General features: G+C 40.2%; 15 protein-coding genes and 2 pseudogenes. 12 read left to right on the forward strand and 5 right to left on the reverse strand.

The window, feature by feature from the left end; translation table 11 throughout:
- Positions 1-140: 140 nt before the first annotated feature.
- Positions 141-1,568 (reverse strand): hypothetical protein, encoded by a 1,428-nt coding sequence (locus tag ACE38W_RS03795; RefSeq protein ID WP_375828909.1) that lies wholly within the window; start codon positions 1,566-1,568, stop codon positions 141-143.
- A gap of 318 nt (positions 1,569-1,886) precedes the next feature.
- Here ACE38W_RS03795 and ACE38W_RS03800 point away from each other — a divergent pair, with 318 nt between their 5' ends.
- The 7 genes from ACE38W_RS03800 to ACE38W_RS03830 all read left to right on the forward strand — a co-directional run bounded on the left by ACE38W_RS03800 (position 1,887) and on the right by ACE38W_RS03830 (position 12,679).
- Positions 1,887-5,825, forward strand: coding sequence for a DUF5977 domain-containing protein (locus ACE38W_RS03800; RefSeq protein ID WP_375828910.1), 3,939 nt, complete (start codon positions 1,887-1,889; stop codon positions 5,823-5,825).
- 14 nt (positions 5,826-5,839) lie between these two features.
- On the forward strand, positions 5,840-6,181 hold the full coding sequence (locus ACE38W_RS03805; RefSeq protein WP_375828911.1) for a hypothetical protein: 342 nt from the start codon (positions 5,840-5,842) through the stop codon (positions 6,179-6,181).
- A 43-nt stretch (positions 6,182-6,224) separates the two neighbouring features.
- Positions 6,225-10,670, forward strand: a complete 4,446-nt coding sequence (locus ACE38W_RS03810; RefSeq protein ID WP_375828912.1) for a DUF6443 domain-containing protein — start codon at positions 6,225-6,227, stop codon at positions 10,668-10,670.
- Positions 10,671-10,693: 23 nt separating this feature from the next.
- Positions 10,694-11,176, forward strand: a complete 483-nt coding sequence (locus ACE38W_RS03815) for a hypothetical protein (protein WP_375828913.1) — start codon at positions 10,694-10,696, stop codon at positions 11,174-11,176.
- Positions 11,177-11,263: 87 nt separating this feature from the next.
- Positions 11,264-11,428: a hypothetical protein gene (locus tag ACE38W_RS03820; RefSeq protein WP_375828914.1), complete on the forward strand. Its 165-nt coding sequence runs from the start codon at positions 11,264-11,266 to the stop codon at positions 11,426-11,428.
- A gap of 338 nt (positions 11,429-11,766) precedes the next feature.
- Positions 11,767-12,003: a hypothetical protein gene (locus ACE38W_RS03825; protein ID WP_375828915.1), complete on the forward strand. Its 237-nt coding sequence runs from the start codon at positions 11,767-11,769 to the stop codon at positions 12,001-12,003.
- A gap of 7 nt (positions 12,004-12,010) precedes the next feature.
- Positions 12,011-12,679 carry a hypothetical protein gene (locus ACE38W_RS03830; protein ID WP_375828916.1) on the forward strand — a complete coding sequence of 223 codons (669 nt, stop codon included), beginning with the start codon at positions 12,011-12,013 and terminating at the stop codon, positions 12,677-12,679.
- Positions 12,680-12,845: 166 nt separating this feature from the next.
- Here ACE38W_RS03830 and ACE38W_RS03835 read toward each other — a convergent pair.
- Positions 12,846-12,941, reverse strand: a pseudogene (locus ACE38W_RS03835) (helix-turn-helix domain-containing protein); the annotation flags it as partial.
- A gap of 117 nt (positions 12,942-13,058) precedes the next feature.
- Here ACE38W_RS03835 and ACE38W_RS03840 point away from each other — a divergent pair.
- On the forward strand, positions 13,059-13,982 hold the full coding sequence (locus ACE38W_RS03840) for an RHS repeat domain-containing protein (protein WP_375828917.1): 924 nt from the start codon (positions 13,059-13,061) through the stop codon (positions 13,980-13,982).
- 37 nt (positions 13,983-14,019) lie between these two features.
- A complete protein-coding gene (locus ACE38W_RS03845; RefSeq protein WP_375828918.1) occupies positions 14,020-14,463 on the forward strand; it encodes a tetratricopeptide repeat protein in 444 nt (147 codons plus the stop codon).
- 77 nt (positions 14,464-14,540) lie between these two features.
- Here the strand turns inward: ACE38W_RS03845 and ACE38W_RS03850 are convergent, their stop codons facing one another.
- Both ACE38W_RS03850 and ACE38W_RS03855 read right to left on the reverse strand, forming a co-directional pair.
- Positions 14,541-14,705 (reverse strand): hypothetical protein, encoded by a 165-nt coding sequence (locus ACE38W_RS03850; RefSeq protein ID WP_375828919.1) that lies wholly within the window; start codon positions 14,703-14,705, stop codon positions 14,541-14,543.
- 28 nt (positions 14,706-14,733) lie between these two features.
- Positions 14,734-14,877 carry a helix-turn-helix domain-containing protein gene (locus tag ACE38W_RS03855; protein WP_375828920.1) on the reverse strand — a complete coding sequence of 48 codons (144 nt, stop codon included), beginning with the start codon at positions 14,875-14,877 and terminating at the stop codon, positions 14,734-14,736.
- A gap of 86 nt (positions 14,878-14,963) precedes the next feature.
- On the opposite strand from ACE38W_RS03855, the gene ACE38W_RS03860 reads away from it, so the two are divergent.
- Both ACE38W_RS03860 and ACE38W_RS03865 read left to right on the forward strand, forming a co-directional pair.
- Positions 14,964-15,959, forward strand: coding sequence for a polymorphic toxin type 33 domain-containing protein (locus ACE38W_RS03860; RefSeq protein WP_375828921.1), 996 nt, complete (start codon positions 14,964-14,966; stop codon positions 15,957-15,959).
- Positions 15,960-15,970: 11 nt separating this feature from the next.
- Entirely contained in the window at positions 15,971-16,390 is a 420-nt protein-coding gene (locus ACE38W_RS03865; protein ID WP_375828922.1) for a DUF4279 domain-containing protein, read from the forward strand.
- A 59-nt stretch (positions 16,391-16,449) separates the two neighbouring features.
- On the opposite strand, the pseudogene ACE38W_RS03870 reads toward ACE38W_RS03865, so the two are convergent.
- Positions 16,450-16,560: pseudogene (locus ACE38W_RS03870) on the reverse strand (hypothetical protein); the annotation flags it as partial.
- Between the two features lie 117 nt (positions 16,561-16,677).
- Between ACE38W_RS03870 and ACE38W_RS03875 the strand changes: the two are divergent.
- Positions 16,678-17,811, forward strand: coding sequence for an RHS repeat domain-containing protein (locus ACE38W_RS03875; RefSeq protein ID WP_375828923.1), 1,134 nt, complete (start codon positions 16,678-16,680; stop codon positions 17,809-17,811).
- Positions 17,812-17,816: the final 5 nt, after the last annotated feature.

The following is a 17,816-nucleotide window of genomic DNA, read 5'->3' on the forward strand; positions in this document are numbered from 1 at the left end:
CTATTGACTCTTTTAATGACTCAATTGATCGAACTGTTCTGAGCTTCTCCGAAAAACTGTATCGTACTTTCTTATTCATAAAAAATGCCCCCAAAAAGTGTCTAACTTTTTGGGGGCACTACAATTACCGGCCTTTCTCTTTAAAAATTATATCCCATTCTAAGTTTAATTGGATCAGTATTAGGAACGTGTGTACTATACAAGAAGTCAAACAGCAACGTTACATCTCCTTTCATCTTAGCACTTACTTTATATTTCTTCTTGATGCCTATTAAGCCGCTTGGTGTCCACTGGGCGAGCCCTGGTGTGGAGTTGATAGTTACCGGCTGATAGTTTTGCTCATAGCCTCCATTGAGGAAGAAGGTGTTTTTCAGTTTCCAGTCTACAAAGGAGCGCAGTCCGAGTCCTTCACTGGTAAAGGCGATGTGATTGAAGCCTTGTCCCATGCCTAGTTTGTAGGCGGCGCCCAATCCGATCACACCATTTTTATGAAATTTATAACCTACTTGTCCTGCGATGTCGCTGGTAGTAGGATAGAAGCTGGTATTGCGTTGGAACTGTATATTGCCGCCATATTCCAATCTTTGCAGAAATGTTTTAGACTTCATTTCATTAGGCTTGAAGTTGGGCATTTCGCCGGCATTATCCAGGCCGGGGAAGTTCTTTTTCAGATCATCCATTTTAGCGCGGGCTTCTGCCATGGAGCCGCTAACAGCAGATGCGGCATTGGGGCCGCCACCAAGACGCTGTTGTATAAGGCGCTCCACCTGGCTGCGGGTCTGGAGACCGTCTAAGTTAGGCGTTTCGCCACCACCACCATCGATGCCCATCAGGCTGGCGAGGTAACTATGTTTAGACATGAAGTCTTTGTATGCCGGAACTTTTTGTGCCAGTTCCAGCGCCTTTTTTTCTATTTTCTTTTTATCGCTGAAAGTCTCCTTCAAATCTTTCACCTGCTGGCCGTAATAATAGGCTTCTTTGTTTATGCCTTGCAGACTTTTAGCCATATCCGGCATCTTTCCGAGTTGGCCGTTTAGTAGTTGCTTACGTTGTTGGATAAACGCTTTGGCTTCTTCCAGGATGGCCAGCTTATCCTGCAATGCAGTAACAGATTTCAGGCTGCCATTAAGTGCAGGGATTTTATCAGCAGATATATTGGATTGTTTCAGAAAGCTGAGGGTATTAAAAAGAGAGTCTACACCTAAACTATTGCCGAGTAATTTCTTTCCCGGAATCTTATCTGTTTTGGCTTTCAGCTTATCTTTCAGAGAGGCGAATTTTTGTTCGCTGTCGTTGAACAGCTTTTGCGCATTCACAGAATCCAGTTTGGCCATACGCTTTTTCATCTGTGCCTCATAACGTGCCATCTGGCTCAGTGCTTTCTCGGTGCGCTTTGTCAGCTGCTTATTCAATACATCTGCCTTTTTAGAAACGGTGCTGTAGTACTTATTAGGAATGTCTAATGTCTTGTTGACAAGGCTGTCTTTTTGTGCAATAACCTGTTGCTGTGCACGTGCACCGACAGTTAAGAGAGATAGGCAAAATATGATCAGGTATACGGGTCGCATGTGAAAATTATAATGTGTAACAGCACAACAGAATATTGGCAAATGTAAATAAAATAACAGGAAAAGTCATGTCAGTGGGAGCGAATAAATAACTAGAAATGTTGATGAATACCGCTGGCTATCATTAATTTATCAGGTTCTGAGAAAATTATTGGCCTTCTCATTTTTTATGTACTTTGTAAACAAATTGACGATTGCACTCAACCTGTAATCTATATTATCCCATAACCGAATTCTGCTGAACATCATTATACCTATGAGTAAGTCCCTGGTACTGTATGCAGATTCATGTGTTTATTCTATTTAGATATTGAAAGCATGATGAAGAAAATCTTGTTGGGCTGCCTCCTGTTAGGCGGTCAGCAAATGGTGTTTGCCCAGGACCAGCAGGTTCCGGCAGCGAAAAGAGAGCTTTATAAACTACCGGTACCACCTACGCCCAATGCTGCCGCATTGGGGAAATTCGGGGATATTCCAGTAGGGTTGGCCACGGGTATTCCAAGTATAACAGTTCCTATCTATGATTATAAGGATGTTGCCAAGAAATTGGATTTCAGTATTAACCTGCGTTACCATGCAGGCGGCTACAAGGTAGAGGACATGGCATCTAACTGTGGACTGGGATGGGCGTTGGATGCCGGTGGCATGATTTCAAGAACACTTAACGGACTCCCTGATGATCAATCCGGTGGGTATCTTACCACTAATCCATTACCAATTGTAGATACACATCCACCTGAATACTATTATTACGTTTATAGTAACCTATTTCCATCTCCTTATATCACAGAAGGTGTTGCTGTTACCAATGATCCGATAAAATTCTGGTTGCTGGATGGGATTGAACGCCGTAATATAGATGGTGAGGCCGATGTGTTTAATATTTCGGCGCCGGGCATCAGTGCAAAATTTGTATTTACAAAAGATAGAGTGGCCCATCTGATTACACAACAAAACCTCACTATCACCTTCAATGGTATTCTTACCGGAAATGCCAGCAGAATATATGGCTTCACGATTGTCGATAACAACACAGGAATTACCTATATTTTTTCAGTACCCGAAACCCAGACACCTGGAGTAATGGGGCCTATGCCAGGTCCAGGCGGCGCTTCACTGGCAGAATATGTTACTAACTGGCACCTGAAGAATATGATTTCCGCTGATAAAAAAGATACCATCAACTGGAATTATGAAAATATTCAAACCAACCAGGAATATGAAGCAGGTTATTCCGAATCTTATACAATTAATACGTATAATTTTTTGGGAACCTCGCAAAGGGGAGAAAAGAATGCCTTTATCCTGGTGAATAATAATCCGTTGCGGTTAAAGTCAATCGAACTTCCCGATAAAACATTAGTCGACTTTTCTTACCAGTTTGCAAGGCAGGACTTAACCCGCGATTTTGCATTAAGCCAGATCAATATCTCAAATGGCGATAGAAAAAAATCATTTAATCTGTCATATGATTATTTTGATTGCCTCTGTAGCGATGGTAACTGCATTACAAAAATTCCGGTAGATCGTCCAAATGATTTTAGTAAACGTCTTAAACTACTTCGTGTACAACAAACAGATGGTATCGGTAATTCCCTTCCTCCTTATGAGTTTACGTACAATACCCAGCCGCTGCCAAGCAGAAGTTCGACGGCCCAGGATTATTGGGGATATTATAATGGAAAGGAATCCGGGTCACTTATCCCCCAAATTTATATCTACAGAAATTCGCAGCCTGGTGGACACATCGGTGGTGCGCAACGTGATGCCGATCCTTATTATGGAAAGGCGGGTATTATGGAGATGATCAAATATCCTACCGGCGGTTACACGAAATTATATTTTGAAGGGAATTCTGTATTTAATGAAGACTTGTTCTGGGATAAGAGTACTGAGACAGTTGAAATGTCCAAAAAAGATGAGAACTCATTTAAACCAATGCTTTTTCCTGATAGAAATGTAAGTATCACTACAGCTATCCCTGTTACTTTTAAAAGTAGTACTAATTTCTTGTTAAGCACAGATAATACAGGTAATCAGGTTCCTACCGGGGGTAATATTTATATGACCATCAGAAGTACGGATTTATCTTTTAACCAGACTTTCATGTTGCCAGTAGAAACGTTGGATAATACTCAGGAAAGTCTGACTTTACCGGCAGGGAAAAATTACGAGGTGAAGTTTACGGCAGATTACTTTGTAGACTTACTACCAGATTACGACCTCCGAGTGGCATATACTTATAATATCAACCCGAAACCACGATCAGTAGGAGGATTACGCATTGCAAAGCTGGAAGATTATCCTAATAATGGCAATGATCCTGTAGTTACAAGATATGACTATAGCAGTGATACAAAACCTACTTCGGGTGAAATACAAAATATTCCTAACTATACTTATTATTCTACAACCGTAAACGTATGGGATGGCGCAGGGGATAATGGGAGTTTACCAACCTGTCATCCCGAATTTTATTTAAACTTTACTTCTACGCCAACACAATCTTTAAGCTATTTCCAGGGAAGCCCGGTGATTTACACAAAGGTAAAAGTAACCAAAGGGCAATCCGGCAAGATGCTGGGTTATAGTGTACATGAGTTTACCAGCTTCGCGGAAATTCATGCCGGGAATTTTGATTATCCGTATGAAAAGGAGCAACAGCTGGAATGGAAAGAGGGATTGCCTACTAAATCATATGTGTATGATAAGGATGATGTATTGCAAAATTATGAGGAAAATATATATACTTATGATGGCTATACGAATAGCACCGATAATGGCAGGAATCTCAAAACAATTACCCGTCAAACAGATAATTTAAATACATTACAAAATCTAATCTATGGTGGTAGGCCCTACTATTGGAGTTTTGGGCATGCGAATCTGACTAAAAAAATCAGACGTGACTACGCCAACGGACAGACGATGGAGCAGGTAACTGACTACACGTATTATCCGGAAACATACTTGCCTGCTACTGTGCAACATCCCAACTCAAAAGGCCAACTGGAGGAAACCAGGTATTATTATGTACCTAACTATAATGCCAGTGCACTTCCAGCCAACATTGCATTGTATAATGGTCATGCACTCGTGTCTCAGGAAAACTGGTTACAGCAAACTGGTGCATGGTACCTGAAAGGCGCTACTGTAAATAGCTTTGGTACCTTTGGTAATGTAGTGCTGCCGGCGCAGATAGGCATCGCGCAACTGGCAAGTCCAATGCCAGCCGCTACAGCAGGTAGTTTCGATCCCAATCAGGTAAAACGCATCCCTGGCTTATCTCAGGATGTTAACTTCAGAAGTTATGATAATTTCGGACATGTAAATGAAGTACTTGCTACTGGAGCACCTTTGACGGCCATGATCTGGTCTGCAGAAAAGAAATATCCTGTTGCCACGGTTGCTAATGCCGCTATCAATGAAGTATACTATAATAGTTTTGAAGACGCAGGAGGAGTAGCCGATGCAAATGCTTTCTCTGGTGCTAAATCTGCCAGTGGTAGTTTTACTATACCGTTTACACTACCTCCAGGTACAACCAAAACCTTCAAACTTTCCTATTGGACCAGCAATGGTACCCAGTGGACATTGCAGACGCAATCCTATACTGGTCCTATAACTATTACAGGTACGAGAATAGACGAGGTACGTATCTATCCTGTAGATGCCCAGATGACAAGCTATACCTATGATCCTATGCTGGGTGTTACTTCTAAGGTTGACAACAGGGATATCGTCACTTATTATGAATATGATAGCTTCCTGCGATTGCTGCTCATCAGAGATTACCAACGTAATGTTATCAAGAAATTTGAGTATTACTATGGTACGCCACCGCCACCAATAGTTGTTTATAAGAGTCAGGCAAAGTCTGGTACCTTTTCAAAGAATAACTGTGCCAGTGGTTTTGCAGGCAGCACGGTTACCTATATTGTACCAGCGGAAAAATATACATCGACCATTTCTCAACTTGATGCCGACCAAAAAGCACAAAATGACGTGAATAACAATGGTCAGGCCTATGCAAACAGCACAGGGAAATGTGTGTCCAACGGATGTAATGTCTCTAATTGTGTAGGCGTAAATAAACGTTGTGTAAATGGTAATTGCGAAACTGGTATGAAGATTTATACCAACTCCGTGTATAATCCTTCTACCATGCGTTATGACTGTACATACCATTATGAATTCAGCGATGGTAGCTGGTCTGTGGATTATGTAGAAGATTCTTTTGGTGAATGTATGTTCTAAATCAAAACTAACTTATGAAGTACTTAATTTTCTTAATAATAACCTTCTTTTCTACGGCTGCTGTTTGTAAAGCGCAATCTGGACCTACTACCCATGATGCAGGTATTGTACAGCGCTTGACCGACAGTTTACATTTAACAGCAACGCAGCAATCAACATTGTTGCAGACTTCTGTAAATATATCACAACAAAAAATGCAGGTACGACAAACCATTACCAACGCGGATTCGCTGCGTTTGAAATTGCAGCAGATTGAAAATGGCAGGGACGCTCTGTACAAGGACATCCTTACGCCATCAGCATTTCAGCTCTATAAAGGTGGTAAGAATTATTTTTTGAATGGACGGAGTAAATAGACTTTACGTGTACCTATCTGCTAACCTATTTGTACAAATACCCATGAAATATAAAATACTCGGCGGGGCTTTGGTGTTTGCATCATTACATGCGCAAGCACAAACCAATGTTCCGCAAAGCAATAAAGTAACAGCATCACCGGTGGCATTGCCAGCGGCTTATGTAAACCCGGTCCTTAATTATGTTCGTACCTGGGATGCAAAGATTCCGACTACTGACCCCAATGCTATCAACAGAACAAAACCTGTCTCGGATGTGGTGGAACAAACCAGTTATGTCGATGGATTAGGACGTCCTTTGCAGCAAGTGACTAAGGGTGTAAGTCCTACAGGACATGATATTGTGACCGCTGTTACGTATGATCAGTATGGTAGAGAAATATTCAAATACCTGCCATACGTAGCCACGCAAACTACATCTGATGGGAACTTTAAAACTGCGCCGTTTGCAGACCAGCAGGCTTTTTATCTCAACTATTCCCTTAATCCGGGTATGGAAGAGGAAAAAATATTCTATTCCCAATCAGAATATGAGGCCATGCCTAATGGCCGGTTGCTGAAAATGTACGCTCCGGGTAACAGCTGGGCCCAGACAGGGGGAAGCCATCCTGTCACACAAAGCTATGAACTGAATGATGCCAATGACCAGGTTGTGATGTGGCGTGGTGCTTCAGGTGTAGAGCCCGTAGCGGAAGGTTACTACGCTGCAGGTACGTTATATCGGGAAATAGTAATAGATGAAAATAATCATCGTGTTGTTTCTTATAAAGACAAAGATGGCCGGGTCATCCTAAAAAAAGTACAAAATGGGGATAATCCATCCACTTCACATACTGGTTGGCTTTGTACCTATTATATATTCGATGATCTGGGCTCACTGGTATTTGTGATACCACCACTAGCTGTCGAGAAAATAAGCACTTCCTGGAACGTAGCCACAGTGAAGGATGAACTTTGTTTTCAATATAAATATGATAACCGTACCCGCATAATTGAAAAGAAAGTGCCAGGTGCGCAGGCAGTGGAAATGGTATATGACAACCAGGACAGACTTGTATTCCTGCGCGATGCCAATCTCAGAAAAGCTGGCAACTGGTTAGCAACTTTTTATGATGTGCTGAACAGGCCCGTTAAAACTGCTATCTATCATCCCGCTTCCGGTGTAGACAGAGCAGCGTTGCAATTGGCCATGAATAATGTTGTCAGTAATACCACTACACAAAGTGAAGTTATACCAGGGATTGATAACCTGGTGGTTAGCAGAGATGAAAAAACGCTTTATGAGGCAACGCAATCAATTGATATCATTGATGGATATGCATCCACTGTAAATGCCGACATCGACTTCAGGATCAATCCGGCCCTGACAGGAGGGACCGTACAAGTAACGACAACGAATACACTCCCTAACATAGCTGCCTCAGAATTAACCGCATTAACCTATACTTTCTACGATAATTATAATTTCACTACCCCGCATGATTTTCAATCAGCAGACCTGGTGAAATTAACAGCAGGTACTGCCAATAACGCAGAAAACCCTATTAAATCAGCAAATACAAATGGATTAGTTACAGGTGGAAAGGTGCGTGTGTTGGGAACTGATCACTGGTTGACGACTACCAGTTACTACGATGAGAAAGGCCGTGCCATTCAATTGATTAAGGATAATGATTTAAACGGGAAAAACGCGCTGAGTACGATGTACAGTTTTGATAACAAAATACTCAGCACCTATGAGCGTGAAAGCAATCCACGTAGCAGTCAGCAACCTGAAATGACTTCATTAACGGTCATGACCTATGATGCAGCGGGAAGGCCTTTGACAGTTAAGAAGAAATTCAACGACAGGGATGATCTCACCCGTACCATCGCGATTAATGACTACACAGAGTTAGGTCAGCTGAAGAGCAAAAAGATAGGGACGCCTTCCAGCGGTAATGCTATTGCGGAACAGGCGTATGAATTCAATATCCGTGGCTGGTTACAGGCTGTAAACCGTCAGTATGCGGAAGCAGGTACTGGAAGCAATGCCTATTTTGGTTACGTATTAAGCTATGATGCCGGCTTCAATAGCAAGGAATTCAATGGTAATATTTCTGGCCAGAAATGGCGTGGGTTTACAGATCCGGTAGCCAGAGCATATGGTTATAATTATGATAATGCCAACCGATTGAAGAATGCTGAATTTTCCCAAAATTCCGGTAGTCAATGGTTAAATAGTGTAGTAGATTTTTCTGTATCCGGACTAAACTATGATGCGAATGGTAATATCACTGCTATGCAGCAAATGGGTATGGTAGCCGGAGCTAAACAACTGGTTGATAAACTTCAGTATAGATATGATCCGGCGGGTAGTAATAAATTATTGTCAGTTTACGACCAGGGTGGTACTTCGGCTCCGCTAGGCGACTTCAAAAACAGTGATTCAGATGATATTGATTATGTGTATGATCTGGCAGGTAATTTAACGCTAGATAAGAATAAACATATCAGCCTCATTGATTATAATCACCTGAATCTGCCTACGAAAGTTACGTTTGATAATAACAAAGGTGAAATTCAATATACCTATGACGCCGGTGGTCAGAAAATCCGCAAGACAGTTTTGGATAAAACTGTTACTCCTGCCAAGACTACGGTCACAGATTATGTTGGCGCTAATGTTTATCAGGATGATGTATTACAGTTCACTGGTCATGAAGAGGGCCGTTTGCGTGCAATCTTTAAATCAGGGCAAGCCCCGGTCTTTGTCTATGATTATTTCCTGAAAGATCACCTGGGTAATACCCGCACTGTACTTACAGAAAATAGCGATGCTACACTGTATGCGGCTACCATGGAAACAGCTGCCGCTAAGCAGGAGACGGCCTTATTCAGCAATATAGAAAGTACGCGCGCGGTGCTGCCGGTAGGTTATCCTGCGGATGCTACAACAGACACCAATCAATATGTATCGAAATTAAATGCTGCACAGCAGCAAAAGGTAGGTACGTCTATCGTATTACGTGTAATGGCTGGCGATACGGTGAAAGCTGGCTGTAAGGCTTTTTACAAATCTACGGGAGCGAATACACGTTCTGTTTCAAAAGGAGAATTACTCAACTCCATACTTAATGCCTTTAACGGTGCAGCAGCCGAAGCTGGCGCGCATGGTGCTGGTGGTACTGCTATGTTGAATTCTTCCAACCTCACTACCAGTGATCTTACCAGAATTACCGAAAAAGATCCTGGCCAAAACCTGCCAGACAAGCCTAAAGCTTATCTGAATTATGTACTCTTCGATGATCAGTTCAAGCTGGTAGACGAGAACAGTGGCGTAAAGCAGGTGCAATCAGCACCCGATGAACTGCAGCAATTAAGCAGTGGAGATCTGGTGATGAACAAAAGCGGATTTTTGTATATTTATACCAGCAACGAAAGTGCCTCCGATGTTTACTTTGATAATCTGTTAGTAGCACAGGCTTCAGGGCCGGTATTAGAGGAGACGCATTATTATCCGTTTGGACTGACGATGGCGGGGATTAGTTCGAATGCGTTGAAGGGAAGCAGTTATCCGGAGAATAGGATGAAGTATAATGGGAAGGAGCTGCAGAATAAGGAGTTTGGAGATGGTAGCGGATTGGAATGGTACGACTATGGAGCGAGGATGTATGATGTGCAGGTGGGTAGATGGCAAAAAGTAGATCCATATTCTGAGAAAATGAAAGGGTATTCTCCTTATAATTATACGTTTGACAATCCAATCAGATTCATAGATCCGGATGGACTTAGACCATCTGACGTAGTACATTATAATCTTTATGGTCAGGAAGTTCGTAGAGTAAAAAGTAATACGGAATTCAGAACGTTTATTCAATCAAGCTACCATCCTTCAGACCCTGCAAAAAGTAATGTAGGATGGACTGAAGTGCCAATGCCAGGTATCATTAGAAATCGTTTTGAAAATTCATATTCTACGATTGGTCCTGAATATCAAGCCAATGATTATTTAATCGCAGCACGTACAGGTTATTTTAATCAGGCGAAGAATGGTGGAGCATTGAGGTTAGTTACAGGAGGAGGGAATGAAATTCCAAGTGATGTTATTTCCGCCATTCCTGATTTGGATCCTACTTTAGTAAAAGCGATTGCTATGCAGGAATCTTCTCTGGGAATTACAGGTATTCAGGATATTATGCAAGTAAATAATAGCGGAGATTATGCAGAAGTAAAAGAAGCCTATTCTCTCAAATACAAGGTTGAACCAATGACCACAAATTCGTTATATGCTGGAATAAGGTGGCTGGCCACAAAGGGTATAAGAGCTGAACATGATGAAAATGGAAAATTGGTATATAGATTTCTCGGATGGAACGCCGCAGTAAAAAACTATAATGGTAGCCGCCAAAAAGAAGCTTATCAGAATAATGTTTTGAGGATGGTGATGGAATCTATTGGCGCAAAAATAGCCCAAGGACTTCCGCTTGATTATTATTCTAAAAAATAAACAACAAACTATTTATCAATATTATGAAAGTACTTATTGTAATTATATTATTAATACTGCCTGCATATTTAGAAGCACAGATAAGCCAACAGCATGTAGTATCAGTATTAGAGGAGAATATAGTAGGAAAAAAAATTACCTACAAAGAAAAATATGGTAACACCGCAGAATTTACTTATTTAGGAATACTGAGGTCAAAAACGGGTGAGATTTATAAGGTAATGAAAGTTAACAGTTTGTCTGGATTGTATAAAGATTCTCAGCGTTCCTGGGGTGGTATACTGGTCTTCAATAGGAATAACTTATTAGGTTACTATTATGTTGGTAGTGAGTTATCACTTCCCAGTTATATAAAGAAAAATGAGTTAATTTTTAAACCATCAGAAGGATGTACTGAAACTACCGTAATCAATTTTTATAATGGGATACCGGCTTCCATATTCATATTATGTGACAAAAAAGGAGGTGATGCCTGGACATTTTATGAAAAAAATAAATTTGACTGATGAAAGTTGTGTAGGTGAAACATTTGTGTATGGGATGTTTTCCAGCGAGTATTTAAAGAAAAAATAGCCTAATAAATATCAGTACCTGTGAAAAAAATTATTAAAATATATTTATACCTTTTGGCCTTATTATTTACCTCCTGTTATTCTAAGGAAGAAAAGCTTCGCATACAAAAAGAAACTTGGAATCGAAGAATTAAAGAAGTTGAGGAAAAAGATGGTCTGCAACGATTAAAAATTATCACAAGATAAATTTATCCATTAATAAGCGAATCTCACTTTGACTGATGAAGTTTATTTATTTACTCCTACTCGGATTTTCCAACTTGCTTTATTCACAATCCCTGGACATAAAATAGACGAAAGCATATAATTACATTGATTCTCTGGAAGGAGGATGTAATGTGTCTCCAATTATTAGATATATAAGTATAGGCTCTTTTTCACGAAAGAAAGAAGTTGCGGAAAGTGGTCTTATATCTGCAGACTTTTCGGATATAACGTCATGTTGTGATAAGTATTACTTTCAACCTCAGTTTTGTGACAAGAGGTAAACAAAGCAAATGATGACACTTTAACAAATACTGATAATGAGAAATGTAATAACTAGTTTAGGACTTTGTTTGATATTAATACCAACAAAACCTGCAATAAGTCTAACGCGCCCTAAGCTATCGGATTCCATCGATATTTCAGGTTTTGATAAGGAGATCTGGCAGTTAGATTCACTTGGGTGCTTAAATAGGAGAGCTGATTTCTCTGAAATATTATTAGCCAATAAAGAATGCATTCTTGGCAAAGGAAGAGATTTAATTAATGCACAGTAAGGTCACTATGAAAAAAGACGTATTACTTTTACTTTGCTTCTTATTGTTTTTTCTTAATCTGGAGGCACAAACAATATCGCAAAAGGACAGTATAAATATTAGGAATAATATAATATTTTATCATATACGGAATGCTGTGCCGGCAGATATACCGGAATTTGGTGGGCAGATATGGAGAGACTCGACTTATTTCTTGTTTGAAAAAATGCTACCCATCAATGGGCATCTAAGAATGGAGTTCAAGCCGTTTAAAGGTAAAGGGATTTTTCCTTTGGAAGGATTTCATCTCACAAGCCTTTATATGCCACAGGTTGTTGATTTGGATAGCGAAATTTCTTACTCTGTTCGTATGCTTGGTTTTTATTCTGATGAAGACTATTTGATTGCACACAATGATGAAACGGGAAGAATATTATACATAAGCGGTAATTTTTTTAAATCACCAATAGCCCAATACTTTAATCTAGATCCAAACAAACCAGAGTCTTTTTATAATTATTTAATGTTGCGTTGTTATAATGTCAAGCCTGATAATATACATTACTTGAAAAGTGATGAAAAAGGTTTGTATTTCAGCATTTGGAGCAATGTCATGAGAGATAATATAACCTTCTTGATTGATTCTAAATGTTATGATAACTATAAAGCGATTTCAATTGGTGGCGTCGATCTATAATGTGGTCCTCTGTATACAGTTTTAATTTTTATGAAATCCGCTTGCCTTCTTTGAATGAGGGTTGAAAGAGTTTAGCTAGAGAAAACTCTCGCCAAGTAAAACAGGAACTTTCTCTAGCTACAGTGAATAGCTGGTCTGATTAAATCCAGTTCATCCGCAATTTTTTTTACCCGTCGATAATGAGCTTTACTTCATTCCGTTCATACTTACTGATAATAGAATGATGCACGCCGAGTTGTCGTGCAAACTCTTTCTGAGAGAGATTTTTTTTCTTCCCTACATTCTCTTAGTTTTTACCGAAACTGCTCATATGTGGTGTGATTAGAGCTAATACTAGTAGAGGGAAATAGTGGCCTAAAGTATGTGCAATCGGCCCCTGATGAACAAAAGCGGATTTTTGTATATTTATACCAGCAACGAAAGTGCCTCCGATGTTTACTTTGATAACCTATTAGTAGCACAGGCTTCAGGGCCGGTATTGGAGGAGACGCATTATTATCCGTTTGGGTTGACGATGGCGGGAATTAGTTTTAATGCGTTGGTAGGGACGAATTATCCTAAGAATCGGAAGGAGTATAACGGTATAGAACATACGACTGATCTGGATCTAAATCAATATGATGTATTTTACAGAAACCTTGATCCTCAGATAGGCAGGTGGAATCAGGTAGATCCGAAAATTGACGAAATGGAGGCATGGTCTCCTTATGCTTCCAATTATAACAATCCGATTAGTTATAATGACTTTTTAGGAGACGAACCAGATGGTGATCCCCCAACAGGTGCTAGAGGTTTTTGGATTAGCACTGCTGGATTGATCAATGGGATTAATCATACCATAACATTTGGTTTGTATGATACACCCGCTTCTGCTTTTGGTTTTGATGAGGAGGAAACAGCGAGATATGAGACGATGATCAAAATTGGAGAAATAATTCCCGTGGTTTTTCAACCGAAACCATCTCCGGCAAAACCAACACTTCTGCCATTGAACTTTGAGCCACTGCCAGTTCCTGTTCCGGCGCCAACACCTATTCCTGTTGTAGCACCTCTTCCTGTGGTAAATGCGAAGAGGAAGAAGGATTGGGGTAAAGCGGGAGGAGCTGAACATACTTCTGGAGCCAGAGGAAGTACAAAAGGGAAACATGCAAATGCTCGTAGAGAACAAGATAGAAACGGTGCAAAGGGGATGGGAAATCTACCTAGAAGGCGTCCTGATGGCCACAAGGGGCCTTGGCCTCCAAAGCCGCCTGCGCCAGCTCCCACACCCACACCAACACCAACGAAGCCACCTACTGCGTAAAAATGTATTGATAGTAAAACAAGAATAAATGGAATATATGGCAAAAGGAAAAGCTTTACTTCAAAAAGCCTTCGTTGAGATGCAAAAGGAACACCCTGATTTGGAGATTGCATTTAATTTTCTGAAGCAATCAGCGAATAAAGGGAATGCTGAAGCGCTATACGCTATTGGCACTTGGTACTTACATGGGACATTTGTTGAAAAGAATCCATTTTTAGCGGTTGAATATTTTCTGAGTTCTATAGAGGGTAATTATAGCAGTGCTTATTTTGATTTAGCTATTTGTTATGAAAATGGAGAAGGAGTAAAGAAAAACTATAGGAAGGCATTTGAGTGCTACTTAAATGCTGCATTACTAGGGGATAATCAAGCTCTATATGAAGTTGGTAGGTGTTACTACTATGGAATTGGTATATCTAAAAATGAAGGTGTTGCTAATATTTGGCTTAAGCAGGCGAAAGAAAAAGGGATAACAGATTAATGCAGAATATTACCCTATATTCTACTTTTGCATTTAACCAGAAAAGCCGCAGGCATAACGCCTGCGGCTTTTCTGGCTTATCGTGAATATGCTTTTTTAGTTTTGTTATATGTGATAGCCCTATCAATGAAGTAATAAATTTTTTCTTTTTCCTCCTCTTGTAAGGCTTCAATCTCTTCTATTTTTTTAAGGAGCTTTTTATCCAGTACCATGCTGGTGGAGCCACCAATCAGGTAATCCACGGTCACGCCCAGTTCATCCGCAATTTTTTTACCCGTCGAAAATGAGCTTTACTTCATCCCGTTCATACTTACCGATAATAGAATGATGCACGCCGAGTAGCCGCGCAAACTTTGCCCGGGAGAGATTTTTCTCTTCCCTGCACTCTCTTGGTTTTTTCCCGAAACTGCACATATGTGATGTGATTAGAACTAATACGAGTAGAGGAAAACAGTGGCCTAAAGCAGGTGCAATCAGCCCCTGAGAACAAAAGCGGATTTTTGTATATTTATACCAGCAACGAAAGTGCCTCCGATGTTTACTTTGATAATCTCTTAGTAGCGCAGGCTTCAGGGCCGGTATTAGAGGAGACGCATTATTATCCGTTTGGGTTGACGATGGCGGGGATTAGTTCCAATGCGTTGAAGGGAACTAATTATGCAGAGAATAGACTCAAGTATAATGGGAAGGAGTTGCAGAGTAAGGAGTTTGGAGATGGGAGTGGGTTGGAGTGGTATGATTATGGGGCGAGGATGTATGATGCACAGTTGGGGAGGTGGATGGTGATTGATCCACTATCTGAAGATATGAGGAGGTGCTCTCCATATAACTATGCATTTGGAAATCCTGTACGTTATATCGATCCAGATGGTCAACTCAGTATTGATGCAAATGAGTTGCTGAATCCAAAGAAGGAAAATAGTGAGTTTGATTTATCTCTTTTTAAGAGAGATATTAATCCTACGGAGAAAGGCCTTAATTCTCCTGACCCTCATTCTTCTGATAATAACAATTTTGGAGAAAAATGGATGTTTACTAAATCCTGTTCCCAACAAATTGTATCAACCTCTGATGGTGGACCAGGAAGTCCAGTTGAGCCTACAGATGATAGAAATCCTGCGCAAGACAAAAAACTTTCGGATCAGGAAATAGAATTGTTAGAAAAATATGGTTGGGATCATGGCCAAAAAGGATTTAATAGTAAGGGTGGTGGAAAAGTTGACCTTTATAAAGATCCTGCAGGGAATGTATATGAAAAAGGCAAAGGAAATATGGGACCGGGTGAGCCTACTGGATATAATCTTAAAGATTTGCGTAACCGAGAGGCAGAAAATGGAACGAGATCTTTTAAGTTGACCCCTCCTACTGTAAAGCAAGTAACAATTGGAACAGTTGTAGCAGTCGTGTCCTGGGAGATTTTTAAATGGGGACTTGCAGCTATTACTGCCGCTCCAACTGGGGGAAGTTCACTTGTCCTTGCGGGTGTAACACCATAAAATAATTAATTATGAAGAATAAAATTGATTTACGACTCATATTTTACACAGATGGTGATATGAATCATGAAGAGATAGAGTCTATGATTGGGATCAAGCCATTTCGAACATATACAAAAGGGTTACCCAAAAATTCATTTGTTAAAGTGCTGGCAAAGAGTAGCGCCTGGCATATGGAAGTGTCAAATAATAAGGAAACTTCATTTGAGGATCAACTTAATGCTCTGTTGGACTTAATTGAAGCTAAATACGAGGTTTTTGAATCCCTGTGCCATAGATATTCATGTGAGATCTCTTGTGCTGTTTTCTTATATTTTGGTAATGAAGAGAGTACTCCATGGATTCACCTGGACCAGCGTTTTATGGACTTATGCAGTAAGCTTAAAATTGAATTTGATATTGATATGTATAACTGGCCCGACAGGGAATAACATAGAATAGACAGTAACATGAATTGACACAAAAGCCGTAGGTCATGACCTGCGGCTTTTTACATCTTCTGAGTTTTTTGCCGAAACTGTCTATTTACATTCTCTCGTTCATACTTACTGATAATAGAATGATGCAGGTCGAGTTGCCGCGCAAACTTTGCCTGAGAGAGATTTTTTTTCTTCCCTACATTCTCTTAGTTTTTACCGAAACTGTTCATATGTGGTGTGATTAGAGCTAATACTAGTAGAGGGAAATAGTGGCCTAAAGTATGTGCAATCGGCCCCTGATGAACAAAAGCGGATTTTTGTATATTTATACCAGCAACGAAAGTGCCTCCGATGTTTACTTTGATAACCTGTTAGTAGCACAGGCTTCAGGGCCGGTATTGGAGGAGACGCATTATTATCCGTTTGGGTTGACGATGGCGGGGATTTCATCTAATGCATTGGTGGGGAGCCGTTATCCGGAGAATAGGATGAAGTATAACGGGAAGGAGTTGCAGAATAAGGAGTTTGGAGATGGGAGCGGATTGGAGTGGTATGACTATGGGGCGAGGATGTATGATCAGCAAATAGGGAGGTGGAATAAAATAGATAATAAAGCTGAATTATATTTTGCTACATCCCCCTATGTATATGCCCTTAATCAACCGACGCAGGCCATAGATCCAGATGGTAACCTTGTAATATTTGTAAACGGGAATCATTTTAATTTTTCCTCACCAGGTGCAGGCTACTGGAGAAATACTGAAACACACTATGTGCTAAATAGGCAACCGCGCCAATGGTATGATAATGGAGATGGTACTCATGCTGTTACAACCAGCCGGAATTTTGATGAAGAGGTAATGAAGCATTTGGGAGATAACAAAGCTCGATATTATGATGGTGCAATCGGGGGATGGCACCCATTGATAGATATTGATCCAGGGAATGTCTCAGGATCTGCTGCAAGTAGAATGTTATATGGTTATTTAGCTGGAGCTAAAGATGCAAAAGAGATAATAGCAAACTTAGCTAGAGATAAGAATGGTAATATTATAGAAACAATAAAGATTATTACCCATAGCATGGGGGGGGCTTATGCCAAAGGTTTAGTAAAGGCATTAAAAGAATACATAAAAGAAAATCATCTGGATCAGCAAGTTAGAATTACTTTAGTTGCTGATTTTGATCCATATCAGGGAGGTGAATTGACATCCGATCCAGACATCAAAACACTACAATTCATTCATAAAAATAATTGGAATATTTTGGGAATGGGTTGGCTGGCAAATGGCAAGGAAAAAGGAGGTGTTGAAACACCTAATAGCAAAAGTACTAGTTCGGATCACTCTATATTTTCCTTTTTTATTGATATAAATCAGTTGAGTGAAGGAACATATAATTGGAATGGAAAAAAATGGGTAAAGCAAAACTAAATAGT

This window comes from Chitinophaga sp. Hz27 (assembly GCF_042263525.1).
Lineage (GTDB): Bacteria > Bacteroidota > Bacteroidia > Chitinophagales > Chitinophagaceae > Chitinophaga.

Coding starts and splice junctions, on each gene's coding strand:
- ACE38W_RS03805 (WP_375828911.1), top strand. CDS start 5,840: ATGAAGTACTTAATTTTCTTAATAATAACCTTCTTTTCTACGGCTGCT.
- ACE38W_RS03855 (WP_375828920.1), bottom strand. CDS start 14,877: ATGTGCAGTTTCGGGAAAAAACCAAGAGAGTGCAGGGAAGAGAAAAAT.
- ACE38W_RS03795 (WP_375828909.1), bottom strand. CDS start 1,568: ATGCGACCCGTATACCTGATCATATTTTGCCTATCTCTCTTAACTGTC.
- ACE38W_RS03830 (WP_375828916.1), top strand. CDS start 12,011: ATGAAAAAAGACGTATTACTTTTACTTTGCTTCTTATTGTTTTTTCTT.
- ACE38W_RS03865 (WP_375828922.1), top strand. CDS start 15,971: ATGAAGAATAAAATTGATTTACGACTCATATTTTACACAGATGGTGAT.
- ACE38W_RS03800 (WP_375828910.1), top strand. CDS start 1,887: ATGATGAAGAAAATCTTGTTGGGCTGCCTCCTGTTAGGCGGTCAGCAA.
- ACE38W_RS03840 (WP_375828917.1), top strand. CDS start 13,059: ATGAACAAAAGCGGATTTTTGTATATTTATACCAGCAACGAAAGTGCC.
- ACE38W_RS03810 (WP_375828912.1), top strand. CDS start 6,225: ATGAAATATAAAATACTCGGCGGGGCTTTGGTGTTTGCATCATTACAT.
- ACE38W_RS03875 (WP_375828923.1), top strand. CDS start 16,678: ATGAACAAAAGCGGATTTTTGTATATTTATACCAGCAACGAAAGTGCC.
- ACE38W_RS03815 (WP_375828913.1), top strand. CDS start 10,694: ATGAAAGTACTTATTGTAATTATATTATTAATACTGCCTGCATATTTA.
- ACE38W_RS03825 (WP_375828915.1), top strand. CDS start 11,767: ATGAGAAATGTAATAACTAGTTTAGGACTTTGTTTGATATTAATACCA.
- ACE38W_RS03845 (WP_375828918.1), top strand. CDS start 14,020: ATGGCAAAAGGAAAAGCTTTACTTCAAAAAGCCTTCGTTGAGATGCAA.